The 25,975-nt window shown below is 66.7% G+C and carries 19 protein-coding genes and 3 tRNA genes; 10 read left to right on the forward strand and 12 right to left on the reverse strand.

Annotated elements, in window-relative coordinates; translation table 11 throughout:
* Positions 1 to 4 precede the first annotated feature (4 nt).
* The 10 genes from VFY73_RS21110 to VFY73_RS21155 all read left to right on the forward strand — a co-directional run bounded on the left by VFY73_RS21110 (position 5) and on the right by VFY73_RS21155 (position 15,452).
* The gene (locus VFY73_RS21110; protein WP_329722484.1) at positions 5 to 721 is read left to right on the forward strand and encodes an ABC transporter ATP-binding protein; all 717 of its coding nucleotides are present in this window, start codon (positions 5 to 7) and stop codon (positions 719 to 721) included.
* Complete coding sequence (locus VFY73_RS21115) at positions 708 to 3,194, forward strand: ABC transporter permease (protein ID WP_329722486.1); 2,487 nt, start codon at positions 708 to 710, stop codon at positions 3,192 to 3,194. The genes VFY73_RS21110 and VFY73_RS21115 overlap by 14 nt, the downstream gene beginning before the upstream one ends.
* A gap of 128 nt (positions 3,195 to 3,322) precedes the next feature.
* The gene (locus VFY73_RS21120) at positions 3,323 to 4,360 is read left to right on the forward strand and encodes a hypothetical protein (protein ID WP_329722488.1); all 1,038 of its coding nucleotides are present in this window, start codon (positions 3,323 to 3,325) and stop codon (positions 4,358 to 4,360) included.
* A 10-nt stretch (positions 4,361 to 4,370) separates the two neighbouring features.
* Entirely contained in the window at positions 4,371 to 8,960 is a 4,590-nt protein-coding gene (locus VFY73_RS21125) for a non-ribosomal peptide synthetase (RefSeq protein ID WP_329722490.1), read from the forward strand.
* The gene (locus VFY73_RS21130; RefSeq protein ID WP_329722492.1) at positions 8,957 to 10,540 is read left to right on the forward strand and encodes a GMC family oxidoreductase; all 1,584 of its coding nucleotides are present in this window, start codon (positions 8,957 to 8,959) and stop codon (positions 10,538 to 10,540) included. The genes VFY73_RS21125 and VFY73_RS21130 overlap by 4 nt, the downstream gene beginning before the upstream one ends.
* Positions 10,527 to 11,339, forward strand: coding sequence for a thioesterase II family protein (locus VFY73_RS21135; protein WP_329722494.1), 813 nt, complete (start codon positions 10,527 to 10,529; stop codon positions 11,337 to 11,339). Before VFY73_RS21130 ends, VFY73_RS21135 begins: the two co-directional genes overlap by 14 nt.
* A complete protein-coding gene (locus VFY73_RS21140; RefSeq protein ID WP_329722496.1) occupies positions 11,336 to 13,048 on the forward strand; it encodes a GMC family oxidoreductase in 1,713 nt (570 codons plus the stop codon). Before VFY73_RS21135 ends, VFY73_RS21140 begins: the two co-directional genes overlap by 4 nt.
* Positions 13,045 to 13,713 (forward strand): 4'-phosphopantetheinyl transferase family protein, encoded by a 669-nt coding sequence (locus tag VFY73_RS21145; RefSeq protein WP_329722498.1) that lies wholly within the window; start codon positions 13,045 to 13,047, stop codon positions 13,711 to 13,713. Before VFY73_RS21140 ends, VFY73_RS21145 begins: the two co-directional genes overlap by 4 nt.
* 165 nt (positions 13,714 to 13,878) lie before the next feature.
* Positions 13,879 to 15,315, forward strand: coding sequence for an ABC transporter substrate-binding protein (locus VFY73_RS21150; protein ID WP_329722500.1), 1,437 nt, complete (start codon positions 13,879 to 13,881; stop codon positions 15,313 to 15,315).
* Positions 15,312 to 15,452: a hypothetical protein gene (locus VFY73_RS21155; RefSeq protein WP_329722502.1), complete on the forward strand. Its 141-nt coding sequence runs from the start codon at positions 15,312 to 15,314 to the stop codon at positions 15,450 to 15,452. The genes VFY73_RS21150 and VFY73_RS21155 overlap by 4 nt, the downstream gene beginning before the upstream one ends.
* Before the next feature lie 4 nt (positions 15,453 to 15,456).
* On the opposite strand, the gene VFY73_RS21160 is transcribed toward VFY73_RS21155, so the two are convergent.
* The 12 genes from VFY73_RS21160 to trpA all read right to left on the reverse strand — a co-directional run bounded on the left by VFY73_RS21160 (position 15,457) and on the right by trpA (position 25,974).
* Complete coding sequence (locus tag VFY73_RS21160) at positions 15,457 to 16,173, reverse strand: helix-turn-helix transcriptional regulator (RefSeq protein WP_329722504.1); 717 nt, start codon at positions 16,171 to 16,173, stop codon at positions 15,457 to 15,459.
* 696 nt (positions 16,174 to 16,869) lie between these two features.
* Positions 16,870 to 16,946 (reverse strand) — tRNA-Asp (locus VFY73_RS21165).
* An 80-nt stretch (positions 16,947 to 17,026) separates the two neighbouring features.
* Positions 17,027 to 17,102 (reverse strand) — tRNA-Glu (locus tag VFY73_RS21170).
* Positions 17,103 to 17,139: 37 nt separating this feature from the next.
* A tRNA-Ala gene (locus VFY73_RS21175) sits at positions 17,140 to 17,215 on the reverse strand.
* 98 nt (positions 17,216 to 17,313) lie between these two features.
* Positions 17,314 to 18,705, reverse strand: a complete 1,392-nt coding sequence (gene gltX, locus VFY73_RS21180; RefSeq protein WP_329722506.1) for a glutamate--tRNA ligase — start codon at positions 18,703 to 18,705, stop codon at positions 17,314 to 17,316.
* A gap of 4 nt (positions 18,706 to 18,709) precedes the next feature.
* On the reverse strand, positions 18,710 to 19,948 hold the full coding sequence (locus VFY73_RS21185) for an O-succinylhomoserine sulfhydrylase (RefSeq protein WP_329722508.1): 1,239 nt from the start codon (positions 19,946 to 19,948) through the stop codon (positions 18,710 to 18,712).
* A complete protein-coding gene (gene purF, locus VFY73_RS21190; RefSeq protein WP_329722510.1) occupies positions 19,948 to 21,471 on the reverse strand; it encodes an amidophosphoribosyltransferase in 1,524 nt (507 codons plus the stop codon). Before purF ends, VFY73_RS21185 begins: the two co-directional genes overlap by 1 nt.
* A gap of 56 nt (positions 21,472 to 21,527) precedes the next feature.
* Positions 21,528 to 22,034, reverse strand: coding sequence for a CvpA family protein (locus tag VFY73_RS21195; RefSeq protein WP_329722512.1), 507 nt, complete (start codon positions 22,032 to 22,034; stop codon positions 21,528 to 21,530).
* Positions 22,035 to 22,040: 6 nt separating this feature from the next.
* A complete protein-coding gene (locus VFY73_RS21200) occupies positions 22,041 to 22,793 on the reverse strand; it encodes an SPOR domain-containing protein (RefSeq protein ID WP_329722514.1) in 753 nt (250 codons plus the stop codon).
* Positions 22,794 to 22,893: 100 nt separating this feature from the next.
* Positions 22,894 to 24,180, reverse strand: coding sequence for a bifunctional tetrahydrofolate synthase/dihydrofolate synthase (folC, locus tag VFY73_RS21205; protein WP_329722516.1), 1,287 nt, complete (start codon positions 24,178 to 24,180; stop codon positions 22,894 to 22,896).
* 61 nt (positions 24,181 to 24,241) lie between these two features.
* Entirely contained in the window at positions 24,242 to 25,114 is an 873-nt protein-coding gene (gene accD, locus VFY73_RS21210) for an acetyl-CoA carboxylase, carboxyltransferase subunit beta (RefSeq protein WP_329722518.1), read from the reverse strand.
* A gap of 47 nt (positions 25,115 to 25,161) precedes the next feature.
* Positions 25,162 to 25,974, reverse strand: a complete 813-nt coding sequence (trpA, locus tag VFY73_RS21215; protein WP_329722575.1) for a tryptophan synthase subunit alpha — start codon at positions 25,972 to 25,974, stop codon at positions 25,162 to 25,164.
* Position 25,975 lies beyond the last annotated feature (1 nt).

Consider the following 25,975-nt stretch of genomic DNA (forward strand, 5'->3'; position numbering starts at 1 on the left):
CGCCATGGACCGAGCCAATGCCGAAGGAACTGCGCTGGTCAGCGTGCGCGGCGTGAGCAAGACCTACGCCCAGGACGAGGTGCAGGTGCATGCGCTGCGGGGCATCAACCTGACCATCAGCGGCGGCGAGTTCCTCACGCTGGTCGGGCCGTCCGGTTCGGGCAAGACCACGCTGCTGAACATGATCGGCGCGCTGGATCGTCCGACGACCGGAAACATCTCGATCGGCGACACCGACGTCGCCAGCGCCAGCGCAAAGCAGTTGTCGCAGCTGCGGCTGACCAAGATCGGCTTCGTCTTCCAGGACTACAACCTGCTGCCGGTTCTGTCGGCGCTGGAAAACGTCGAATACGTTCCACTGCTGCAAGGCGTGTCGCCGCAAGAGCGACGCCAGCGTGCAAACGAAGCGCTGGTGCAGGTGGGGCTGGATGGCTACCAGCACCGCCGGCCCGCGCAGCTTTCGGGCGGCCAGCAGCAGCGGGTCGCCGTGGCGCGGGCCATCGCCGGCCGGCCGCTGCTGGTGCTGGCGGACGAGCCGACCGCGAACCTGGATTCCGAGACCGGCGAGTCGCTGGTGCGCATGATGCGCAAGCTCAACGGGGAGCAAGGCACGACCTTCGTCTTCTCGACCCACGATGACATGGTGATGCGCCATGCCAGCCGCATCGTGCGGCTCAAGGACGGCCTCGTGGTGGAGGACGCCAGCCATGCTCTGGCTTAAGCTCGCCTGGCGCAACACCTGGCGCCACCCGCGGCGCAGTGGCCTGACAGTCGCCGTCATCGCCTTCGGTGTGACGGCGTTGGTGCTGGCGTGGTCGCTGTTCGACGGCAGCAACAACCAGTCGATCAGCACGATGACCGGGACTTTCACCGGCCATGTGCAGATCCATCGCGCCGGCTACACCGACGATCCCAGTCTCGACCTGAGCTTTGCGGCCGCGGAGGTCGACTCGGTGGCTTTGAGCCGGGTGCCCGGCGTGCTGGCAGCGGCCCCGCGTCTGCAAGCGCCGGTCATGGTCAGCACCGAGGCGCTGTCGCGTGGCGTGCTGTTGGTAGGCGTCGATCCGGCCCAGGAACGCCGGGTGACCTCATTGCACGAGAAGGTATCGACCGGGCGATGGCTTGACGACAAGGGTGGCGGCATCGTGGTCGGAAGCAGCCTCGCCAAAGCCTTGAATGTATCGGTCGGCTCCGAAATCGCGGTGCTGACGCAGGGGCTGCAGGGATCGATCGGCGCCAACCGTTTCACCGTTGCCGGCGTCTACGACACCGGCAACGAGATGATCGACGGTCTGCAGGCCTTCATCTCGCTCGGCGATGCGCGCGCGCTGCTGTCGGCCGGCGATGAGTTGAGCACGATGGTGGTGAAGCTGGACCACTACGATCGCAGCGACCCGGCCGTGCGCGAACTGGCTCGGTGGCTTGGCCCCAAGCTGGAGGTCAAGGGCTGGCGCGACCTGCTTCCCGACGTGGCGCAGAAAGTCGCCTTCCACGAATGGGTGGCCACGATCGTGATGTTCGTGCTGTTCGGGATCGTGATGGTCGGCGTGACCAATTCGGTCCTGATGGCGGCGCTGGAACGGATGCGCGAGTTCGGCACCGCCATGGCGCTGGGCACGCGCCCCGCGTATCTCTTCTTGCTCATCGTTCTCGAAGCCGCGCTTCTCGGCGTGTTGGGCTTCGTCATCGGCATCGCCATCGGTGGTGGTCTGGTGGCGCATTTGTCATCCCAGGGCATCGACCTGGCGAGCCATTCCAACGCCCTGCAACAGATGCCGGGCCTGTCGACGACGCTGCATCCTCATTTGTCGGCGTACCGTGCCTTGATGATCGGCGCCGGCGTGGCGCTCGTGACTGTCGGCGCTGCCGTGTACCCGGCCTGGAAGATCGCGCGGCTGAGTCCACTGGCAGCCATGCGGGGCCTGGCCGGCGCGTCCGGGCGCAGTCGAGCGGGGCGTGAGCGAGCCGCGGGTGCGTTGCTGCCGATGCTGGCGTTGCGCAACATCGGCCGCCACCCGGTGCGCAGCGCGTTGACCGGCTTCGGCATCGCATTCGCGCTGGCCGCCTTCGTCTTCCTGGGGGGCTTCGTCACCGGTTACTACCGGCAGATCGTCGAAAACTCCACCGGCTTCATCACCGGAGACGGCCAGGTCCAGCATCGCGACTACAAAGCCCGCCTGGACGCCAGCCTTTCGCTGGACGACGGGCCGGCACTGCTCGCCCGCATTCGTGACCTCGCCTCGGTGCGCGCCGCGTCGCCGCGCGTGCAGTCGCCCGGGCTGGTTGCCTCGCCGAAAGGGTCCGAGCCGGTTCAGTTGATTGGCGTGGCGCCGGATACCGAGCGCGACGTGACGTTCCTCTACAAGTCGATCCACGCGGGCCGCTACCTGGATTCGGCCCGCGACGGCGAGGTGGTCCTCGGCCGCAAGCTCGCGGATCGCCTTCGCGTCGCCGTCGGCGACAAGGTCGTCGTGATGGCGCAGGACGTGAAGGGCGAACTCTCGTCCGAAGCCTTTGTCGTCGTCGGGCTGTTCGACACCGGCAGCCACAGCTTCGACGAGACGATGGCACAGGTCTCGCTGCCGGCCCTGCAACGGGTGCTGGGGCTGGCCGACCGCTATTCGAGCATCACGTTCCGCGCCCGCGACACGGATGAGCCCGAAGCCGCGCTGCAGGCCGTCAGGGCGCTGGTCGAGCAGCCCAATGCGACGGTCTACAGCTGGCGGGACCTGCTGCCCGAGGTCGTGCAGATGAACGGCATGTTCAAGGGCAGCTTGTTGCTCGTGATGCTCATCGTGTTTTCGACGATCTCCATCGTGATCGCCAACACGGTGCTGATGTCGGTGCTGGAACGCACGCGCGAATTCGGCACCCTGCTGGCGCTGGGCACGCCAGGGCCGTTCATCGTGCGATTGGTGCTGCTTGAGGCGCTGATGCTCGGCGGCATCGGCGCGCTGATCGGCACCGGCTTCGGCTCGCTGATGGTGTGGGTGCATTCCATCACCGGGATGAGCATGAAGGCGCACTCGATGACGGCCATCCCTGGGACCACCGACGTGGTCTACCCGCAACTCAGCTTTGCCGTGACGGTGCCGCCAGGCGTGCTGATACCGGTGCTGATGCTGTTGGTGGCGGCCTATCCCGCATGGCGCGCATCGCGGCTGGAGCCGGTGCAGGCGATGAGGGCGGTGTGACGATGGCACGATCGGGCTCTGTGCTCAGGCCGCGCTGCGCGCGGCTTTTCGCTTGCTTCCTGCTGGCCGGTGCATGGGCGCCTGCGGCCGCGTTCGACGGTTGGCGCTTCGCGGGCTACAACAAGTCCATGCTCGTGCGTTCGCGCACCGTGATGCCGCCGGCGGACGATTTCACGCTGCTGCTCAACCGAACCCGGCTGAAGCTGAGCTACGTGGTGCCGGAAAGCCTGGAGCTGCACGTCGAGAACGACACCGAGCTGCGCGCTGGCGATTACCTCGGCACGGCCCAAGCACAAGCGGAAGCGGCCCACCCCACGCGCAGCTACTGGGATCTTCAATCGACGTGGCTCGATGGTGACCGGCGACGCATCACCAACGACTTCTTCCGCGCATATGCCAAGGCCTCGATCGGCCCTGTGGACGTGAAGGCCGGTCGCCAGCGAATCGCCATTGGCACCGGCCGGCTGTGGAGCACGCTGGACATGCTCAATCCGCTCAACCCGCTGCAGATCGAACGCGACGAGTATGTCGGCGTCGACGCGGCGCTGGCCGAGCTGCGCATGGCCTCGCTGTCGAAGCTGAGCCTGGCCTATGCGCCGCTGCCCGGCAGCGCCGATCCGCGCTGGGTCGGCGCGTGGCGAACGCATGTTGGAGAAGCGGACGTCAACCTCACGGCGGCGCGGTACTGGGGCGACCACCTGGCCGGCCTGGACCTCGCCACGCAGGTCGGCGGCATCGGCGTGCGAGCTGAGTTCACGGGAACATGGCCACGGCACGGAACGCGCTACGTGTCGACCACCATCGGCGGAGAGTACGCGTTCGAGAACACGCTGACGGTGTCTGTCGAGGCGTACTACAGCAGCCAACCTCTTCGAGAGCGGCGTGGGCAGTTTCTCACCGAGCCATCGCGCGCGCAGGCACAGCCTGCCGGAACCCGGTACGTCGGATTCACCGGCAGCTACGAGTTCACGCCCTTGTTGAAGACGACGGCGATGTGGCTGGCCAACTTGAACGACCACAGCCGATTTGCCTCGGTGTCGCTGGCTTGGTCGGCATCGGACAACCTGTTGCTGCAAGGCGGCGTCCAGCGCTTCTTCGGCGACGACGACAGCGAATACGGCCGCGGCCAGCCGCTGGCTTACCTCCAACTTCAATGGTTCTTCTAGGAGTATTTCGATGAAGCAGCTACTCGCCGAGCTGCACAAGCGCGGCATCCGTCTCCAGCGTGATGGCAACGACTTGCGCATTGCCGCCAAGGCCGGCGCCTTGGACGATTCGCTGCGTCAGCAGCTGCGTCAGCACAAGAGCGAACTGCTCGAGCTACTGCGCGCCGGCGCACTCGGCGCCACCGATGCTGACGTGTCGTTGGTGCACGACGCCGCCGGCCGTTGCGAACCCTTTGCACTGACCGACCTCCAGCACGCCTACTGGCTTGGACGCGACGCCGCACTCGACATGGGCAGCGTGGCGACGCACCTCTACGTCGAGCTGGCCTGCGACGGTCTGGACCTGGCGCGTGCCAACGATGCGCTGGTTCGGCTGATCGATCGCCACGACATGCTGCGCGCGGTGGTTCGCCCCGACGGCCAACAGGTGGTGCTGTCGACCGTGCCGCGCTACGACATCAAGACGCTCGACTGCCGCAGCGCCGGTGCGGCGACCGCCGAAGCCGCGGCGCTCGCCACGCGCGCCACGCTGTCGCATCAGGTATTGAAGGCCGACCGCTGGCCCTTGTTCGATGTGCGCGCGACCCAATTCCCTGGCGGTCAGACGCGGCTGCATGTCAGCCTGGACCTGCTGATCCTCGACGCGTGGAGCATTTTCCTGTTCTTCCGCGAGTGGCACGCGCTCTACGAGAACCCGCAGGCCGGCCGCGAGCCGGCGATCACCTACCGCGACTACCTGCAGGCCGAGCGAGCCAGTCGGAGCCAGCCGCGCTACCAGGCGGCCCGGGCCTATTGGGAAAAGCGTGTCCCACTCTTGCCGGCTGCGCCGGATCTGCCGGTGCGCGCCGACACGGCGGCACGCCACGCCCCGCGCTTTCAGCGACGTGAAGCACGCCTGGAAAAGGCTCGCTGGGACGGCCTGAAGGCCATCGCTCGCGAACGCGGCCTGACACCCTCTGCGCTGCTGCTGGCTGCCTATTCGGAAGTGCTGGCCCGATGGAGCGCGACGCCGCACTTCACGCTCAACGTGACGACGGGCGCTCGCCAACCGTGGCACGCCGATGTTCATCAGTTGCTGGGCGACTTCACGTCGCTGGTGCTGCATGAGGTGAACCGACAGCCGGGGATGTCGTTCGCCGATTTCGCGCTGCGCCAGCAGGACCGCCTGCTGCAGGACCTGGAGAACGGCCACTACAGCGGAGTCGCCGTGCGCCGTGAATGGGCACGCGCGCGCGGCGCCGGTCTTCATGCCGCGATGCCGGTCGTCTTCAGCAGCGGCCTGGTCTGGAGCGGCGAAGAAGAGGTCGGCAACCTGGAGCAGTTCGGCCGCAAGGTCTACAGCATCAGCCAGACCTCGCAGGTGTGGCTGGACCACCATGTGATGGAGCTCGGCGGCGATCTGGTGCTGATCTGGGATGCTGCCGAAGCCGTTTTCGAGCCCGGCGTTCTCGATGGCATGTTCTCGGCCTACACCACGCTGGTGAATCGCATGGCCGACGATCCCGCCGTGTGGCAGGAAGCTAGCGTGACGGCGCTGCCGCCGGACATGGACCATCGGCGCCGCCTGGCGAACGACACGGTCGCGCCGCCCAGCCACGAAGCCTTGCATGCCGGGTTCGTCAGGCAGGCTCAGCTGCAACCTGGTTCGCTCGCCGTCGTGTCGTCCACGCGCCAGATGAACTACGGCCAAGTGCTTGCCGAAGCCGTGGCCGTGGCCGACTGGTTGCTGGCCGAGGGGCTGACACCCGAGTCGCCGGTGGCAGTGGTGACACGCAAGGGATGGGAGCAACCCGTCGGGGTGCTGGGCACGCTGCTGGCCGGCGGCGCCTACGTGCCGATCGATGCTGACTTGCCGATGCGTCGGCAGGAGGAGCTGATTCGGCTGTGCGGCGCTCACCATGTGCTGACCCAGCGCGGCGTGCTGCGCGACGAGCTGCTGCAAGGCCCATGGCGCACCCACGAAATCGTCGAGGGCCGGCATGGGGAACTCGGTGATGCGCACGCCGCCTCGTTGCAGGGCGCATCGCAACGCCTGGCCTACGTCATCTTCACGTCGGGCACCACCGGCGTGCCGAAGGGCGTGATGATCGACCACGCCGGTGCCGTCAACACCATCGAGGCGATCAACCGCTCGTACCAGATCGGCTCGTCGGACCGGGTGCTCGGCGTTTCTTCGTTGAGCTTCGACCTGTCGGTGTACGACATCTTCGGCGTCCTGGCTGCCGGCGGCGCGCTGGTGTTGCCCGATCCCCGCGTTGGCCATGATCCGTCGCATTGGCATGCGCTGATGCAGACCCACAAGATCACGCTGTGGAACTCGGCGCCGCAGCTGATGCGCATGCTGGCGGACCTGCTGGAGCACTCGTCGCCGAGCCTGCAGGCGCTGCGCACCGTGCTGCTCAGTGGCGACTTCATTCCGCTCGATCTGGCGCAGCGGCTGCGCCGCCAAGGCTGCAGCGGCCACATCGTGAGCCTGGGCGGCGCCACCGAAGCATCGATCTGGTCGATCTTCCACCCGATCGAAGAGGTCCAATCGCACTGGCAGAGCATCCCCTACGGCCGTGCGCTGCCCAACCAGACCATGTGGGTGCTGGACAGCGCGCTGCAGGTCACGCCAGACCATGTTCGCGGCCGCATCTACATCGGCGGCATGGGCCTGGCGCTAGGCTACCTCGGGGACGCAGCGAAGACCGCCGAGCGCTTCATCGTGCATCCGACGACCGGCCAACGCCTGTACGACACCGGCGACCTCGGCCGCTACGACGCCGAGGGCAACATCATCATCCTGGGCCGGGACGACGGCCAGGTCAAGATCCGCGGTCACCGGGTCGAATTGAGCGAGATCGAAAGCGTGCTGCGTCACCATGAAGCAGTCGACCAGGCCGTGGTGCTCGCTCGCGACAACGCCGCCGGCACGCGGCAGCTGGCGGCCTATGTGGTGCCGAAGCACGAGGCCACCGCGACGCTGGACCCCGATGCACTGCGCGCCTTCGTCGCCGAGCGCCTGCCCGACTACATGGTGCCCCGCGTGGTCATGCCGCTGGCCGAGCTGCCACTGTCCGCCAATGGCAAGGTCAATGCGGCGGCGCTGCCGGATGTCGACGTCGACCAGGGAGGCTCCACTGCGAAGCTCGCCCCACGCACGCCGCGCGAGCAGGCCGTGCTGGACATCTGGCGGCAAGTGATCCCCGGGTTCGATATCGGCATCGAAGACAACTTCTTCGAACTGGGCGGAGATTCCGTCTTGGCGACGCAACTGCTTCGCGAGCTGAACACCACGCTGGGCGTCCAGCTCGAGATGCATGAGCTGTTCGAAAACCTCACCGTGGCGGCTCTCGCGCAGCTGCTGGATCAGCGCGATGCCGCGGCCTCGGCACACGACCAGCCGGTGCGCACCGGCTTGCTCGCCGAGGCCGAGCAGCTGCTGCGCGACGTCGCGGAGCTGACGTCAGCCGGCCTGCCGCATGGGGTGACTGCCCAGCCGACGCGGCCGCTGCGCACGGTCATGCTGACTGGCGCCACGGGTTGGGTCGGCGCCCACCTGCTCGCGCATGTGCTCCGTTCCAGTCACCTCGATGTGGTGTGCCTCGTTCGGGGCGCGGATGAGGCGGATGCACGGCGCCGTCTGGCAACCCGCCTGGCAGAAGTCGGCGAAGGCCTGCTCGAACAGGCCCAGGCCCGCGTGACTGTCCTGCGCGCAGACTTGCGGGAAGCGCGCTTCGGCCTGTCCGAGGATGCTTGGCAGACGCTTCGGGATCGGGTGGACGGCGTGTTCCACCTCGCCGCCACGGTCGGCGTGCTGCAGGCGTACGAGGCGCATCGCCAAGTCAACGTCTTGCCGCTCACCCAGTTGGTCGAGCTGGGCAAGCCGGTGTTCACCTTGTCGCCGATGACCGTCTGTCGCCGGCTGCGCGATGGGCAGGTCGAACTGCTGACCGGCGAGTCGCTGCACACAGACGCCAACGGCCTGCTGACCGGCTATGCCCAGTCGAAGTGGGTGGCCGAGCAGGTGCTGTGGCAAGCCGGAGCGGAAGGTCTGCCGGTGCGGATCTATCGCACCAGCCACGCGCTGCCGCCTTCTGCGGGCACGACCCACCTGCCGCACGACGCGACGATGACCGTGCTGGCGCTGGCCAGCGAGATCGACGTGGTGCCGCAATGGCCGCAGGCGCGCGTGCACGGTGTGCCGGTCGACCGCCTGTGCGAAATGCTCGTGCAGGACGCACTGGCCCGCGCCGGACGATCAGCCATCGTTCACCTCGAACACCTGACGCCCTCGCCGCTGGTCGAGGTGCTGCGCCACCTGGTGCGTCAACGGGTGGGACAAGACCATGTCGACGCCGTCCCACTGGCGGCCTGGCGCGAGCGCTGCCTGGAGGCGGCCGGTCGATTGCCGGCGGCCCAAGAATCGCTGGCCCGCGGCCTGTTCGAAGCGCACGGCGAGCGCGTGCCGGTCGAACACATCTTCGGCGCGGACGAGATCCAGATCCGGCACATGCTGGAGACCGGCCAGGCTGAGCGGCTGGCCAACCTGACGCCGGCAAGCTACTGGATGCGCCTGCTCGGACGCGCCCGTGTCGGCGAAGAGGTGACGACATGACACCGGAGGCACCGGGCCGGGCCTCTCATTGGGACGCCTTGATCATCGGCGGCGGATCGGCCGGTTGCGTGGTGGCCAGACGCCTGTGCGACAACCCGTCGCGCCGCGTCCTCCTGCTCGAAGCCGGCCCGCGCCTGCCGGCCGATCAGGCGCGCGCCGCTGTCCGCAACGGGAACCAGCCTGCGGTCATGCCGGGGCTGAACTGGAAGTACCGCACGGCGATCAAGGGCGAGGCGCGGCCCGGCGCGAGCGGGGGCAGCGTCTTCGATTACGAAGCCGGCCGCCTCCTCGGCGGCTCCTCGGCCGTCAATGCAACGCAGGCGCTGCGCGGTACACCCCAGGACCATGCCGAGTGGGCTGAAGCCTGCGGCGAGGCGTGGGGCTGGGATGCCGTGTTGCCGGTCTTCCGCGCGCTCGAGGACGATCCGTTGGGGCCGAGCGAGCTCCACGGTCGCGGCGGCCCGATGCCGATCCGCCGCGAGGCCATCGACGTGCTGGCGCCATTGCACGGCTCGCTGGTGCAGGCCTGCCTGGACGCCGGCTTTGCGCCAACTGACGACCACAACGATCCGTCGGGAACCGGCGTCGGTGTCATACCGCGCAACGTCGTCGATGGCGTGCGCGTCTCGGCAGCGGATGCCTATCTCGCCCCGGTCGCATCGGGCAGCAATCTGGACATCCACTGCGGTGTTCACGTGCATCGTCTTCTGTGGGACCGCACCGGCCGATGCACGGGTGTGCTGGCCGACGTCGATGGCGAGCTGCGCACCTATCACGCCGACAAGGTGATCCTGTGTGCCGGCGTGATGAGCACACCGGCGATCCTGATGCGATCGGGCGTGGGCGAGCCGACTGCGCTGCGCGACCTGCGGATCCCCGTCGAGGTGCCCCTGCATGGCGTCGGAGGCCATCTGATGGAGCATCCGGTGATCGGCATCTGGGGCGCGCCGCGCCCGGGCACCTGCGTTCGTGGCGAGCCATTGCGCCAGAGCCTGCTGCGATTCACGTCGGGCCTGTCCGGCCATGCCAACGACATGCACCTGTGCATGATGTCCGGCATCGATGCGCGGGCGATGTTCCCGCACTTGGCGTCAGCAGATGAGGCGGCGGTTGTCGCCGGGCTGACGGTGTGTTTCAACAAGCCGCTGTCGAGTGGCCAGGTTCGTCTGGCGAGCGCCGACCCGCGTACGCCCCCCATCGTGTCGAACAACCTGCTCGGCCACGCCGAAGACGCCGCGCCATTGCGCGATGCGGTGAAGCTCGGCTGGGATCTCTTGCAGCGCCCATTGCTGCGCGACAAGTTCTCTCGCCTGCTGGCCTGGACGGACGCAATGGTGCGGTCTCCGGCGGCGCTCGAGCAAGCTGTTCGCAGCTTCGTGCGACCGAGCGCGCACGGCTGCGGCACGGCCCGCATGGGCCGCTCGGCGGATGCAGGCGCCGTCGTTGATCCGACTGGACGGCTGCATGGGGCCCAGAACGTCTGGGTGGCGGATGCTTCCGTGTTCCCGAGCATTCCGAGCGCGCCGCCGCACCTGACGTGCCTCATGACTGCGGAGAAGATCGCCCATGGCCTCGCTTGAAGCCGCGCCGGTGTTGAACGTGAACGCCAAGCGCACATCGTGCATCCGGGCATGGCGCCGGCTCGACCGGCCGCGCGTTCGGATCGTCTGCTTCCCGTGGTGCGGCGCGGGAGCCAGCGTCTACCGGCGCATGGTCGACGGATTTCCCGTTGGCGCCGAAGCGCTGGCCATCCAATGGCCGGCGCGCGAAGACCGGTTCAGCGAGACGCCGCTGCGGCGCATGGATCTGCTGGTGGACCATGTGTTGCGCGAACTGGTGCCGATGAGCGACGTGCCCCTCGTGCTGTTTGGCCACAGCATGGGCGCCGTCGTGGCGCATGCCGTCGCGCGCTCGATGTCGCAACGCTTCGGCCGTGAGCCGGCGCTGCTCGTCGTCTCGGGTCATGGTGCGCCGCATCGCATGCAACTGGACCGGACCCTCTGGCACAACGCCAACGACGAAGACCTGCTGCGCAACCTCGGTGCGCTGGGCGGGACACCGGGCGCATTGCTTGCGGACCCGACGATGATGCGGATGCTGCTGCCGGCTGTACGCGCGGACTATGAAGTGCTGGAGACCTACCAGTGCAAGGAGCAGCCCGTGCTGAGTTGTCCGCTCGTGGCGTGTGCCGGAAACCAGGACGATGCCGTGACTGCCAGCGGCCTGCAGGCCTGGTCCGCATTGACCTGCGGCCCCAGCCGGACGCACTGGTTCGCGGGGGGGCACTTCTACCTTCGTGACGATGCCCAGCCACTGATGCACCACCTGGCCCATTGGATCAACGAACTCGCAGCCCCCGGGCTCCTGGCGACGCGATGACCTCTCTTGGCGACACCGGCCCCTGGGCATCATGGCCAGAGGTCTTCGACGACATCATTGTCGGCGCGGGCTCCAGCGGCGCAGTCCTCGCCGCAAGGCTTTCCGAAGAGCCCGATCGCCGCGTATTGCTGTTGGAAGCCGGGCCCGACTTTCCGACACCGGAAGCGATGCCCGCGCAGGTCCTCGACGCCCGGGCGGCCGTGCTGCGCGGCGTCAACTGGCCGCTGAACGCCTACGTGCGCAGCAGCGGGCTTGGCCAAGGTGTACGGGACATGGTGCGCTCGGCCGGCGTGCTCGCCGCCTCGCCACGCGCCGCGTGGGCCGCGGCCAAGGCCGTGGTCCAAACTGACCAGGCCGCCGGTACGTCGCTGCAGACATTCCCTTACGCGATCGGCAAGCTGGTCGGAGGATCGTCCTCGGTCAACGGCGCGGTCGCGCTACGCCCACCCGCAGCTGACTGGGAGCGCTGGTCCGCGCAGGCAGGCGACGAATGGTGCTGGGAGCAGGTGCTGCCGTGGTTCCGCGCACTCGAACATGACCACGACTTCGGTGGCCCTCTGCATGGCAATGCGGGTGCGGTTCCGATCCGCCGCGCGCCGATGGCGGAATTGAGCCCCGCGCAGGCCGCATTCCGCAGCGCCTGCCTTCAACACGGCTGGCCCCTGATCGACGACCTGAACGCTGGCGCCGAACCCGGTGTCGGTGCCCTGCCATGCAATGTCGTGGACGGGCGCCGCATGTCCAGTGCCCTGACGCATCTGCAAGCGGCCCGCACGCGCAGCAACCTGCACATCGCCGGTGGCACGCTGGTCGAGCGATTGCTCTTTGACGGCCGCACGGTCGTGGGCGTCGAGGTGTCGGGCCCAGGCGGGCGGCGCACCGTGACGAGCAAGCGGGTGATCGTTTGCGCAGGTGCGATCAACACGCCGGCGTTGCTGATGCGCTCTGGCATCGGGGACCGCGCGTTGGTGTCCGACCTTGGCATCAAGCCGGTGGCTCACCTGCCCGGCGTCGGCGCCCACCTGGTCGACCACCCCGCCGTGATGATGTGGATGGTCCCGCGCGACGCCTCCACGGCAGGCCGCGCGGCGCATGCCCAGCACCAGGTCATGGCGCGTGCGGCCAGCACGCCCGGCGGCGCGCCGGACTTGAACCTGTCCTTCCTCGGCGACTTTCCTACATCCAACATTCCCATGCTGGCCAGCATGCTCGGCTCGCCGACAGCCAATGCACTGTCGGTGATGCTGTCACGCCCCCGTTCGCACGGCCGAGTGCTGCTGCGTGATCCATCGGCCTCGTTCGACCCCGTTGTCGAACTCAACCTGGGCGCCGATGCGCACGACATCGACCGGTTGATGGCCGGCGTCCGCTTGGGGTGGCAACTGATCCAGCGTGAACCGTTGCAGGCCATCACCCGCTCTGTCTTCATGTGGCAGGAAAATCTGCTGCGCAGCGACACCCTGTTGCGCAATGCCGTGCACCGAATGCTCAGTGGAACCTGGCATGCCGTTGGCACGGCCCGCATGGGCGCGGCTGGCGATCCGATGGCCGTGGTGGACGGCCACTTCCGAGTCCACCAGCTCGAGGGCCTGCACATCGTCGACGCGTCCGTGATGCCCGCCATCCCCAGCACCCCCACCAACCTCACCTGCATGATGCTGGCCGAGCGGGCTGCGGCCTGGCTGCGAGAGGCGGCGCAGCCGACATGACGCCCGTGGCCTATGCGCCGGGCACCGATGCGGCGCTGCACGCCATCGCGGACGCGGTTGCCGCATGGCTGCCCGCAGGTTTTGCACTGGCCGCCGCCCATGCGTCAACGGAGTGGGCGATCCCGCTGGCCGATTCTCTGCTGGTGGCCAACGCGGTTGCGTCGCGTCAGCGAGACTTCATTGGCGGCCGCTGGTGCGCTCATCGTGCGCTGGCCATGGTCGGCAGCCCGGTCGACGCTTTGCCGGCCGGCGTGCGTGGCGCGCCGGCATGGCCAGCGGGGACATTGGGCAGCATCACCCACGACGCCGGCTGGTGCATCGCCGTTGCTGGCCACCACCACGAGATGACCGGCCTCGGCATCGACCTGTGCGCGGCAGATCGAGCGCCAGCGCTCCAGCCGCTCGGCGACTTGGTTCTCCATCCGGCCGAACGGGCCCAAGGGCTGGCATCACGTTTGCCATCGGCCTTCTGCATCAAGGAGGCCGTCGTCAAAGCAGTGTCGGCTGGTGTTGACCGCTACCTCGATCTGCAGGACATCGTCATCGAGTGGTCCGCTGATTCTTTCGAAGCCAAGGTGATGGGTCATGGGACAAGAATCCACGGCCGTCATGCCATGACATCAGCGGGGGTGTTCGCACTGGCCATCTGCCCCAGCACGGCTTGATCAAGCTCTGGCAGCCCGGCGAGGTTGCGACGAAGGGAGAACAAGCTGATGGAACCTGTTCTGTCGAAGGAAGTTCGAGCTGATGGATGGCGCTCCCTCGTGGCCATCGTGGCCACGGCGGGGCTTGCGGCAGTTCACGGGTACGCCAGCTTTGAGGCGGGCCTGATGTGGACCTTGGCTGCGGGCGTGATCCTGCCGCTGCTGTGCCACGTGGCGTTCTTGCGAACACTCCAGCGTGGCCTGTTGCTGATCTACGGCGTTGCGTGCAGTGGGGTGATCGTTGCCTTGGGCTTCATCGAAGGCGGCTGGCATGGTTTCTTCAAGATATACCTCGGCAACTTCCTCGCAATGCGTCATGCCCAGTATTTCTCGTGGCGCGCCGTCGACTCGTTCCCACGCGAGGCAGCCGGCATCCTGGCGTTCGTGTGCAGCCTCTACGCGCTGTTCTTCCTGCTGCGTTATCTGCGTGGCGTGGCCAGCTTCAGCCCGCAGGACTCGCCGGGTTGGCGCATGCCGATGCCGCTGCCGGCGATGGCGGTGGCCACCATGTCAGTGCTGCTCGTCGTCCAGCTCGCCGCGGCGAGCTGGACGGAACGACGGCAGCCGCCGGCCGAGCGCGAGACCATCAGAATTGGCGTGATCGTGCCTCGCTCCGGCCCCGTCGCCGCGCTCGGCACCGCCTTCGTCGAGGCCGTCGAGATGGCGCGCACCGATACCCACGGTACAAAGCACCGCTACGAGATCGTCGTGGCCGACGCGGGAAGCAACCCCATCCAGGCGCAGGCGGCGATCAAGAAACTCCTCGGGCAGGAGCGAGTCGACGCCGTGGTCGGTGGAATCTCCCAGTTAGGGCAGATGGTTCAACCGTATGCCAACCTGGCCCACGTGCCCCACATCTGCGTTTGCACGGTGCCGTCGATCGGCGACAACCGCTACAACTTCACCAACATCCCGCTGGCGGAAGATGAAGCAGTGCGATGGGCAAGCGAGGCCTTGCGCCGAGGCATTCGCTCGGTAGCGCTGTTGACGCAAGCCTATCCGAGCATCGACGGGCATCTGGACGCCTTGAAAGCTCAGCTGCCGAAGGACGGCATCAACATCGTTCACCAGCACCGCTTTTCGGCATCCACGACGGACTTCTCGGCCATCGTGGCCAATGCCCAGGCCGCCCGGCCTGACGTCTATTTCGTCGAAGCCCCTGAGCCTGCGTTGAGCCAGCTGGCGCAGAGCCTGCGAAGCGCTGGTGTGACCAACATCGCTTCAGTCGTGGCGCCGTCGGTCAGTGAACGGCCTGAACTCCTTGAAGGGACCTGGTACACCGACAGCAACCTCGTGAACCCGCAGCTGAAGGAACGCTTTGTCCGCAAGAACCCGGGCAAGCCGTTCCCGACGCACATGGTGCCGTATGCCTACGACTCATTCCGGCTGCTGGTGAGCGGCTTCGAAAACGACGGCGACGCCACCGGCTACCTTCGTCGGCTCACCGCCTATGAAGGGCAGGCGGGGCCGGTCACCAAACAGCCGGGCACCGGCAACTTCCGGTCCAAACCCGCGGTCTGGACCATCCACAACGCCCAACCCATGCTGCTGGCGCAATCATGAACAGACGATCCGTCAAATGGCTCGTTCAAGCGCTCGTGATCGCGGCCCTGCTCTTCGGCGCTCACCTGATCATCGCCAGACATGAGCTGGCGATGTCCGGTGCACCCATGCCGGGTGGCCACTCCATGGGGCACTGACGAATCAGGCCGTCAGCAGCCCGAGCTGGATCGATTTCGCGACGGCCTGTTGCCGACTCGCCGTGCCCAGCTTTGTCGAGGCATTGCGCAGATGGAAGATCGCCGTGTGCTCACTGATACCGAGCAGGCGGCCGATCTCCCAAGCGGTCTTGCCCTTGGAAGCCCAGGTCAGGCACTCCACCTCGCGCGGGCTGAGATCGCTTGGCGCGGCACTTCGCTGCGCTTCGAGCACATGCTTGCGGCAGGCTTCGTGCAGATGCTTGGAGAAGAGCAACGCATGGGTCGTCGCAGTCTCCAAGCCATCCTGCGTCACCGGTTGGGTGGTGCACAGCGTCAGTGTGGCGATCACACCGGCCAGGTCATGAATCGGCAGACACAGGCCGCCAGTGATGCCCGCACCACGCGCCGCCTCGTGCAATTGGTCGATCGGCCCCCCGGCGTCGACCGATGCCGTAGGCATCTGCGCAGTCAGCCAGGCCATGGGCACCATGTGCTGCTTCGAGCGGGCGGTGATCGGGTCGGAGCCAGACGACTCGCCGGCGTAGGCACTCCACAAGGCCGGCGGAAAGCTGTGCAGTGACCAGTCCAGCAACAGGGTCGGCCCCTGGATGACCTTGGCCGAGTAGGCCCACAGGTCAAACCCGAGCGATTGAACGATCGCTTCGGTGGCGGCGGTGAGTTCGGATTCGGATTGGCAACGTGCGAGGACTGCGAATTTCATAGATGCTCCCTGGACAGGTCCTCGGCATGCGGCAGCCTGCCGTATCCGGGCCCATCTCTGTACCGTAGCGACTGCGCGCTACTAACGCATCCCCCACCCTGTTGCCCCCGCATCCCTAGTTCGCGCGGCGTCGAAACTTGAATGCTGATCGACTGTGGGCGCGGGCATCTTAATTGCCCCAAGCCGCGTTTTCCAACGGGACAAGCATGGGTCTATCCGTCCTGGCGACTGATAACGATTCCATGTCGCCCATTGAGGGGACCGACTCATCTGATGTCGTGGTTGCCGTGCACTTGCGGACCCGTGGGGCGTCGGTCGGCAGCCGTACGGCGATATCCATCCGCTTCGGCGAACCCCCACGAATGGAGCGGGTCGCGGCCTCTTGAACTCTTGAACGAAGAGGCAGACAGCAACTTCTTCGCACGCTCGACAGCATCGCCAGTCCCGGCGGTATGCGAGGCGCAGCTTCGACCGCGCACGGCAATGCCGGATGAATTGGCGGGCGAGATGTCCGCGATGGCACCGCGAGCGGCCCCCGCACCGAACTCGCGCCGGCGGTGCTCATTCACTCATCCGCCTGCACTTCGCGTCAAGACAACGACCGAGCCATTCCTGCCTCCTGTCGCGTCAAAACGTGGCGCCAAAAAAAATGGGCACCCTTGGGTGCCCATGTCTTTGAACTCAAAGAAAGATTCGTGGCGGAGTGGACGGGGCTCGAACCCGCGACCCCCGGCGTGACAGGCCGGTATTCTAACCAACTGAACTACCACTCCGCAGTGGTGCTGAAGTTTGAGTCTTGCGACTCCGGGTATCAACCACCCGTGCCATTTACCTCGGCGTGAACCGAAGTATTTGGCGTCCCCTAGGGGATTCGAACCCCTGTTACAACCGTGAAAGGGTCGTGTCCTAGGCCTCTAGACGAAGGGGACTGTGTCCTTTCCATTCACTCGACGACGCCACCGTTCTTGGTGGAGGTAAGCGGGATCGAACCGCTGACCTCTTGCATGCCATGCAAGCGCTCTCCCAGCTGAGCTATACCCCCGTTTTGGCTTCAGCGTCGATCTGTTGCTTTCGCTTCGGATCTTGCTTCAACTTCTGCGGTAGCGCCGTTGAGCGAAGACCAAGAGTATATACCGGTTTTTAAACAGTGCGCAAGCGGTTGAGCACATCGTTGCGATCAAACAGCGACAACACCGCGTCGATAGACGGCGTTTGTGCACGGCCGCAGACGAGCACGCGCAGCGGAACCGCCAGTTGCGGCATCTTCAGTTTGTATTCGCCGATGGTGTCTTTGATGGCCTGCTGAATCGCGGCTTTGTCCCAAGCCACATCGGTAAGACGATCGCGCAACGCGACGAGCGCGGGTTTCACCGCATCGGTCACATGCGTGGCCACGTCTTCCGCACTGGGCGCGGCGGCCACAAAGTACATCGACAACCAGTCCGCCAGTTCCACCGTGGTGGCGCAACGATCCTTGAACAGCGCACACATCGGCGCAAGCGCAGCTTCGTCCTTCGCGTCGATGCCACGGCTGCGCAGCTGCGCGGTCACCATCGTGGCCAGGCGCGCATCGTCGGCTTGCTTGATGTACTGCGCATTGACCCACGAGAGCTTGGCCGCATCCCACTGTGCCGGGCTCTTGTTCAGGTGCGAACCATCGAACCAGCTGATCAGCTGCTCGCGCGAGAACAGCTCGGCATCGCCGTGGCTCCAGCCCAGGCGCGCGAGGTAGTTCAGCATCGCCTCGGGCAGGTAGCCGCCCTCCTCGTAGTTCGATACCGCCACCGCGCCGCGCCGCTTCGACAGCTTCAGGCCATCGTCACCGAGGATCACCGGCAAGTGGCCGAACTGCGGCAGCGCCGCGCCGAGCGCCATGTAGATGTTGATCTGCCACGGCGTGTTGTTGATGTGCTCGTCGCCGCGGAAGACATGGGTGATGTTCATGTCCCAGTCGTCGACCACCACCGCGAAGTTGTAGGTCGGCACCCCGTCGGCGCGTTGGATGATCAGGTCGTCGAACTCCTTGTTCGCGATGACGATCTCGCCCTTGACGAGATCGTCCCAGCGCACTTCGCCGTCGCGCGGGTTCTTGAAGCGGATCACCGGCTTCACGTCTTCGGGCACCGGCGGCAGCACCTTGCCGTGCTCCGGGCGCCAACGGCGGTCGTAGCCGGTCTTTTCGTTGCGCGCCTTCTGTTGTTCGCGCATCGCGTCGAGCTCTTCGGGCGTGGTGTAGCAGCGGTAGGCGGTGCCGGCGGCCAACATGCCGTCGATGACGGCCTGGTAACGCTCCAGGCGCTGCATCTGGTAGATCGGGCCTTCGTCGTAGTCAAGGCCCAGCCAGTGCATCGACTGCAGGATCTGGTCGACGGAGTCTTGCGTCGAGCGGGCGACGTCGGTGTCTTCGATGCGCAGCACGAACTGGCCACCGTGATGGCGCGCATAGGCCCACGAATACAGCGCCGTGCGGGCCGTGCCCAGGTGCAGAAAGCCGGTGGGCGATGGGGCGATGCGGGTGCGAACAGAGGTCATGAATTCAAGTCGAGAGGGTGGCCAGGCCGCGTTGCAGATCGGCCTTCAGGTCGTCGATGTGGTCCAGGCCCACGGCCACGCGGATCAGGCCCTGGCCGATGCCGGCGGCCTGGCGCTGCGCTTCCGTCAGGCGGCCATGCGACGTGGTCGCCGGGTGGCTGATGGTGGTCTTGGTGTCACCCAGGTTGGTGGTCAGCGAACAGACGGTCGTCGCATCCATCAACGAGAACGCGCGTTCGCGCAGCGCCTGGGCACCCTCCCCCGTCACGTCGAACGACACCACCGCGGCGCCGCTGCCCGATTGCTGTGCCATCGCCAGCGCGTGCTGCGGGTGTGATTCAAGGCCCGGGTAGTACACGCGGCCGACGGCTGGCTGCTCGGCCAGCCACTGCGCCAGCAAGAGGGCGCTGTCGCTCTGCGCCTTCATGCGGATCGCCAGCGTCTCCATGCCCTTCAGCACGACCCAGGCGTTGAACGGCGACAGCGTCATGCCGGCCGAGCGCAACACCGGTACCAGCTTGCTCTGCAGCAGGTCTTCCGGCCCGCAAACCGCGCCAGCGATCACGCGGCCCTGGCCATCGAGGTACTTGGTGCCGGAGTGGATGATGAAATCGGCACCGAACTTGACCGGCTGCTGCAGCGCCGGCGAGCAAAAGCAGTTGTCGACCGCCAGCCAGGCCCCGGTGCGATGCGCTATGTCAGCCAGCGCGGCGATGTCGCAGATTTCGGTCAGCGGATTCGTCGGCGATTCGGCGAACAGCAGCTTGGTGTTGGGCTTCAGCGCCGCACGCCACTCGTCGACATTGGTCTGCGAGACGAACGTTGCTTCGAGCCCGAAGCGGCCCATGATGTCTTGCAGCAGCTTGATCGTCGAACCGAACACGCTTTGCGAACAGATCACGTGGTCGCCAGCCTTCAGCAGCCCCATCACCAACAGCAGGATGGCCGACATGCCGCTCGCGGTCCCGATGCAGCCGCTGGTGCCTTCGAGCGCCGCGAGCCGGCGCTCCATCATCGTCACCGTCGGGTTCGAGAAGCGGCTGTAGGTGAACGACTCTTCCTCGTCCGCGAAGCGCCGTGCCGCGGTGGCCGCATCGGGGTGGACGAAGCTGCTGGTCAGGAACAGCGCCTCGGAGTTCTCGCCCCACTGCGAAGGCGGCAGGCCCTCGCGCAGTGCCAGCGTGGCCAGCCGTGCATCGGCCGGCAGCTCGACGCGTGGCAGTCGTTTCTTGCCTTCAGCCATCAGGAGTTCCCTTCACCACTTTGCAGCGCCAGGCGGCTGCGCTCGGGGGCGTCTTCATCGTCGGGTTGCGACGCGCGCTGCGCCTTTATCGCATCGAAGTCGGCCGCTGACACATCGCCGGTGATGTAGACGCCGTCGAAGCACGAGGCCTCGAAGCCCGCCAGGCTCTTGTTCAGCGCACCGACGACTCGCTTCATCGCGTCCACGTCCTGGTAGATCAGCGCATCGGCGCCGATGAACTGGCGGATCTCTTCCATCGAACGGTTGTGCGCGATCAGCTCTTCCTTGGTCGGCATGTCGATGCCGTACACGTTCGGGAAGCGCACCGGCGGCGCCGCCGACGCCATGTAGACCTTGTTCGCGCCGGCTTCGCGCGCCATCTGCACGATCTCTTTGCTGGTCGTGCCGCGGACGATCGAATCGTCGACCAGCAGCACGTTGCGGCCCTTGAACTCGACGCCGATCGCGTTGAGCTTCTGGCGCACGCTCTTCTTTCGCACCGCCTGGCCCGGCATGATGAAAGTGCGGCCGACGTAGCGGTTCTTCACGAAGCCTTCGCGGTACGGCTTGCCGATCTTCTGCGCCAGCTGCATCGCGCTCGGGCGGCTCGATTCGGGGATCGGGATCACGACGTCGATCTGCGACGGCGGCATCGTCGAAATCACACGCTGGGCCAGCGTCTCGCCCATGTTCAGGCGGGCCTGGTAGACAGAGATGCCGTCCATCACCGAATCGGGCCGTGCGAGGTAGACGAACTCGAACATGCAGGGGTTCAGCGTCGGCGACTCGGCGCACTGCTGCGCGTGAACGCGGCCTTCCAGGTCGATGAAGATGGCCTCGCCCGGGGCGACGTCCCGCTGGAACTGATGGCCCGTGCCTTCGAGCGCCACGGATTCGCTGGCGACCATCACCTCCTGGCCTTCCGGCGTGTCCAGCGTGCCGTAGCACAGCGGGCGGATGCCGAAGGGGTCGCGGAAGGCCAGCAGGCCGTAACCCGCGATCAGTGCCACCACCGCATACGAGCCCTTGATGCGCTTGTGCACGGCGCTCACCGCCTTGAACACCAGCTCGGGCGTCAACGCGAGGTCGCGGCCGGCGCGCTCGAGCTCGTGCGCCAGCACGTTGATCAACACCTCGGTGTCGCTCTCGGTGTTGATGTGGCGGCGATCGATGTCGAACAGCTCGTCCTTCATCGCGTGGGCGTTGGTCAGGTTGCCGTTGTGGACGAGCACGATGCCGAACGGCGCATTGACGTAGAAGGGCTGGGCCTCTTCTTCGCTGTAGGCGTTGCCCGCGGTCGGGTAGCGCACCTGGCCCAGACCAACCGTGCCGGGCAGCGCGCGCATGTTGCGGGTACGGAAGACGTCTTTCACCATGCCGCGGGCCTTGTGCATGAAGCACTTGGTGCCCAGCATCGTGACGATGCCCGCGGCGTCCTGGCCGCGGTGCTGCAACAGCAGCAAGGCGTCATAGATCAGCTGGTTGACCGGCTGTTTGGAGATCACGCCGACGATGCCGCACATGGGGAAATCCGTTCGTAGCTAAAAGAGGAGAAAGACCGTGAAGGCGAGCCGCTGTTTCAGGCGTCCCGCGTTGCAGCATGCTCGCGGACGGGCCACAGCGGCTTCAGCTCATGCAGCATGGCGCCGAGCCAGGCGGCCCCGACCGAGCCCTTCCAGGCGGCCGAGTTGGAAGCCGGGGGAATCAGCGAAACGACCACGGCCACCAACAACAGGATCAACAACCCGCGGGCCAGGCCGAAGCCGGCGCCCAGAGCCCGGTCGAGCACGGTCAAGGGAGTGGCCGAGATCATCATGCGCACCAGCTTGGCCATCAAGGTCCAGCCGATGAGCACCGCGAAGAAGGTCACGGCATAAGCCAGCGCCAATCGCAGTGAGCTGCCCGCCTCGCCCACCGGCAACCAGATGGCCGTACCCGCGCCGTACCATTTGGCGATAGCGAACGCGACCACCCAGCCGACCAGCGCCAGCAGCTCGTAGACCAGCCCGCGCCACAGGCCGATCGTGACCGACAGCACCAGCACGATGGCCAGCACCCAGTCGACCCAGCTGAAGCCCGCCACCATGGCCGGTCAGAGCTTCAGCACCGCGGCCTGCAGACCGCCGGACTTGATCTTCGCGGCAGCCTTGTCAGCCTCGGCCTTGGTGGCATAGGGGCCGGTGCGCACACGGATGCGGCGGCCTGAATCCGACTCGATCACCTGGGTGTAGGTCTTCAAACCCATGCCTTCGACCTTCATCCGCGCCTCGCGCGCGCTGCCTGCTTCGGCAAAGGCGCCAACCTGCACGACGAAACGGCCCTCGTCGTCCCTGGCACTGTCGCCGTTCCTGGCAACCTCAGCAGGCTTGGGCGCTTCCGCAGGCTTGGTGGCCGGCTTCGCCTCGGGCTTGGGCTCCGGTTTCGGCGGCTCCGCAGGTTTCGCGGCCGGCTTGGTGTCGGCCTTGGCTTCCGGTTTCGGCTCGGGCGGCTTGGCCGCAACCACTGGCTTCGGCAAGCTTTCTTGAGCCGCCATTGTCGTTGGCGGCTCGACCGGTGGCTTGGCCACCGGCTGGCTGCGGGCCGGCCGCGAAGCGGGGGAAACCAATGCGGGCGCGTTCTCGCGCGATGGGATTTCGATCGGAATGTCGACGGCGATCGGCCGGGGCTGGGTTTCGAACAGCAGCGGAAAGCCGATGATGCCCACGCCCAGCAGCAACGCGGCGCCGATCAGGCGACGGCGGGCCCTGGCGCGTGCATCGCGCACGATCTCATTCGCATCGGCGGTGGACGACGCACCGGGGCGCGCGTCCTTGGAGCTGGATTTGAGTTTCGACAGCAGACCCATGCGTGGCGGCGGCGAGTGGCGACCGGGGCGGTCGGGAAGGCACCCGTCGGGCGCTTGGCGCGTCAACCAAGCCGGCCGTTGCGGGCCATCCAAGCCGGTTTCAGGCTTGGTGCGGCGCGCTCAGCCGTGGCAAGCCTTGCTTCAGCACGCCGCCCACGGTATAGAACGAGCCGAAGACGACGATTCTATCAGTGGGGTTTGCCCCAACCAGCGCTGCAGCGAGCGCGTCCGTGGGGGATGCGTGGGTACTGCACGAGGCCTTGTCACCCTGCAGCGTGCGCAGCTGCGCGGCCAGGTCGTCGGCGGTGGCGGCGCGCGGCAGCGGCAGGTCGGTCAGATGCCAGTGGTCGACCAGGGGCGCTATGCGCGCCATCACACCGGCCAGATCCTTGTCGCGCATCGCGCCGAAGACGGCCAGTGTGCGTGGGAAGAAACCCATCTGGTCCAGGTTCAGCGCGAGAGCGGACACGGCTTGCGGGTTGTGCGCCACGTCCAGCACCAGCGCAGGCTGACCAGGCACGATCTGGAACCGACCTTGCAGGTCGACGCTGGCGAGCCCCAGGCGCACGGCTTGGGCGGTGATCGGCAGGCGCTCGCGCAGCGATTCCAGCGCGGCAATCGCGCCGGACGCGTTGAGCAGCTGGTTGGCCCCGCGCAGCGCCGGGTAGGCCAGTGCGTGATAGCGCCGGCCACGGCCGCTCCAGGCCCATTGCTGGCGATCGCCCTGGTGGTTGAAATCGCGCCCGTTCAGCCACAGGTCGGCACCCACTTCCAGCCCGGTGTCCAGGATCGACTGCGGAGGCATCGGGTCGGACACGATGCCCGGCCGGCCCGTGCGCAAGATGCCGGCCTTCTCGCGCCCGATGCTCTCGCGGTCGGGGCCCAGGAACTCGGTGTGGTCGAGATCGATGCTGGTGATCACCGAGCAATCGGCGTCGATCGCGTTGACTGCGTCGTAGCGACCGCCCAGCCCCACCTCCAGGATCACCAGGTCCAGCGGCTCGCGCGCCAGGCGCTGCATGATCGCCAGCGTGCTGAATTCGAAGGTCGTCAGCGCCACCTCGCCGCGTGCCCGCTCGACCGTCTCGAAGTCTTCACAGAGCGAGTCCGCACTCACTGGCGCACCGTTGACGCGGCAGCGCTCTTCGAAATGGACCAGGTGCGGCTTGATGTACAGGCCGACGCGGTAACCGGCCGCACGCGCGATCGACTCGATCATCGAGCAAGTCGAGCCTTTGCCGTTGGTACCCGCGACGGTGATCACCGGCACCGAGAACTTCAGGCCCATCGCGTCGCGCACCTGCTGCACGCGCTCGAGCGACAGGTCCATCGTCTTCGGGTGCAGGCTTTCGCTGTGGGCGAGCCACTGGTCCAGGGTGCGGGTCATCGAGGCCTCGTCGAAATGAAAACGGCCAGGCACCGGGCCTGGCCGTTGGAAGCGAAGAGCGTCAGGCGACGGCGTCGGCGTTTTGACGTTGGAGCATCGCGAGCTGGCGAGCGATCATCGGCCGCAGCTGGCGACGGTCGACGATCATGTCGATCGCACCCTTCTGCATCAGGAATTCGGCGCGCTGGAAGCCCTCGGGCAGTTCTTCGCGCACGGTGTTCTTGATCACGCGCTGGCCGGCAAAGCCGACGAGGGCCTTCGGCTCGGCGATCACCACGTCACCGACGAACGCGAAGCTAGCGGACACGCCGCCCATCGTCGGGTCGGTCAGCACGCTGATGTAGGGCAAGCGCGCCTTGGCCAGGTAGGTCAACGCAGCGTTGGTCTTGGCCATCTGGAACAGGCTGAACAGGCCCTCTTGCATGCGCGCGCCACCGGTGGCGGTGAAGCAGATGAACGGCACCTTCTGCTCGATCGCGGCTTCGACCCCGCGCACGAAGCGTTCGCCGACCACCGAACCCATCGAGCCGCCCATGAAGTCGAACTCGAAGCACGCTGCCACGGCCGGCACGCTCATCACCGCGCCGCCGATCACGACCAGCGCGTCGGTTTCGCCGGTGGTCTCGAGCGCGCCTTTCAGGCGCTCCGGGTACTTCTTGCTGTCCTTGAACTTCAGCGGGTCGATCGGCAGCACCTCGTGGCCGATCTCGTAGCGGCCTTCCGGGTCGAGGAAGGCGTTCAGGCGGTCACGCGCGCCGATGCGGTGGTGGTGATCGCACTTGGGGCAGACGTTGATGTTCTGCTCCAGGTCGGTCTTGTACAGCACCGATTCGCACGAAGGGCACTTGATCCACAGCCCCTCCGGCACCGAGCGGCGTTCGCTCGGGTCGGTCTGCTGAATCTTCGGGGGCAGCAGTTTTTCAAGCCAGCTCATGGATCAAGGCTCCTTGTCGTCGTCAGAACATCAGCCGATGCGATGGGTCACAAGGCATCGAGCGCGGCGCGGATCTCGCTGATGAAGCGGCGCGCCGCCAAACCGGCATTGTCGCGCGTTTCGTTTTCGAGGATTTGTATCAGCCGGGAGCCGATCACGACCCCGTCGGACACCCGCCCCACCGCCTGGGCGGAACCTGCGTCGCGGATACCGAAACCCACGCCGACGGGGACCTTCACGTGGCGGCGGATGCGCGGCACGGCCTCGGCCACGGCGCTGGTATCCAGGTGCCCTGCCCCGGTCACGCCCTTGAGCGACACGTAGTACACGTAGCCGCTGGCCAGCGCGCCGACCTGGGCCATGCGCGCCTCGGTGCTGGTCGGCGCCAGCAAGAAGATCAGGTCCAGCCCATGGGCCTTCAAGGTGGTGGCGAACTCGCCGCACTCCTCGGGCGGGTAGTCGACCACCAGCACACCATCGACACCGGCAGCGGCCGCGGCCTTGACGAAGGCATCGCGACCGTGCAGTTGGTCGTAACGTTCGACGGGGTTGGCATAGCCCATCAGCACGATCGGCGTGGTGGTGTTGCGGGCCCGGAAGCCGCGCACCATCTCCAGCACCTGCGGCATGCCAATGCCCTTGGCCAGCGCGCGCTCGGAGGCCTTCTGGATCACCGGGCCATCGGCCATCGGGTCGGAGAACGGCACACCGAGTTCGATCACGTCGGCTCCGCCGTCGGCCAAGGCCAGCATGATGTCGACGGTGGCGTCGGCGAACGGATCACCCGCGGTGACGTAGGGGATCAGCGCCTTGCGGCCATCTCGCTGGAGCGCTTCGAAGGTGGCGGCAATTCGGTTCAGA

This window comes from Ideonella sp. (assembly GCF_036277275.1).
GTDB lineage: Bacteria > Pseudomonadota > Gammaproteobacteria > Burkholderiales > Burkholderiaceae_C > Ideonella.

Bases quoted from the DNA above. Each gene is read 5' to 3' on its own strand.
- VFY73_RS21110 (WP_329722484.1), top strand. From the start codon at position 5: ATGGACCGAGCCAATGCCGAAGGAACTGCGCTGGTCAGCGTGCGCGGC.
- VFY73_RS21115 (WP_329722486.1), top strand. From the start codon at position 708: ATGCTCTGGCTTAAGCTCGCCTGGCGCAACACCTGGCGCCACCCGCGG.
- VFY73_RS21120 (WP_329722488.1), top strand. From the start codon at position 3,323: ATGCTCGTGCGTTCGCGCACCGTGATGCCGCCGGCGGACGATTTCACG.
- VFY73_RS21125 (WP_329722490.1), top strand. From the start codon at position 4,371: ATGAAGCAGCTACTCGCCGAGCTGCACAAGCGCGGCATCCGTCTCCAG.
- VFY73_RS21130 (WP_329722492.1), top strand. From the start codon at position 8,957: ATGACACCGGAGGCACCGGGCCGGGCCTCTCATTGGGACGCCTTGATC.
- VFY73_RS21135 (WP_329722494.1), top strand. From the start codon at position 10,527: ATGGCCTCGCTTGAAGCCGCGCCGGTGTTGAACGTGAACGCCAAGCGC.
- VFY73_RS21140 (WP_329722496.1), top strand. From the start codon at position 11,336: ATGACCTCTCTTGGCGACACCGGCCCCTGGGCATCATGGCCAGAGGTC.
- VFY73_RS21145 (WP_329722498.1), top strand. From the start codon at position 13,045: ATGACGCCCGTGGCCTATGCGCCGGGCACCGATGCGGCGCTGCACGCC.
- VFY73_RS21150 (WP_329722500.1), top strand. From the start codon at position 13,879: ATGTGGACCTTGGCTGCGGGCGTGATCCTGCCGCTGCTGTGCCACGTG.
- VFY73_RS21155 (WP_329722502.1), top strand. From the start codon at position 15,312: ATGAACAGACGATCCGTCAAATGGCTCGTTCAAGCGCTCGTGATCGCG.
- VFY73_RS21160 (WP_329722504.1), bottom strand. From the start codon at position 16,173: ATGAAATTCGCAGTCCTCGCACGTTGCCAATCCGAATCCGAACTCACC.
- gltX (WP_329722506.1), bottom strand. From the start codon at position 18,705: ATGACCTCTGTTCGCACCCGCATCGCCCCATCGCCCACCGGCTTTCTG.
- VFY73_RS21185 (WP_329722508.1), bottom strand. From the start codon at position 19,948: ATGGCTGAAGGCAAGAAACGACTGCCACGCGTCGAGCTGCCGGCCGAT.
- purF (WP_329722510.1), bottom strand. From the start codon at position 21,471: ATGTGCGGCATCGTCGGCGTGATCTCCAAACAGCCGGTCAACCAGCTG.
- VFY73_RS21195 (WP_329722512.1), bottom strand. From the start codon at position 22,034: ATGGTGGCGGGCTTCAGCTGGGTCGACTGGGTGCTGGCCATCGTGCTG.
- VFY73_RS21200 (WP_329722514.1), bottom strand. From the start codon at position 22,793: ATGGGTCTGCTGTCGAAACTCAAATCCAGCTCCAAGGACGCGCGCCCC.
- folC (WP_329722516.1), bottom strand. From the start codon at position 24,180: ATGACCCGCACCCTGGACCAGTGGCTCGCCCACAGCGAAAGCCTGCAC.
- accD (WP_329722518.1), bottom strand. From the start codon at position 25,114: ATGAGCTGGCTTGAAAAACTGCTGCCCCCGAAGATTCAGCAGACCGAC.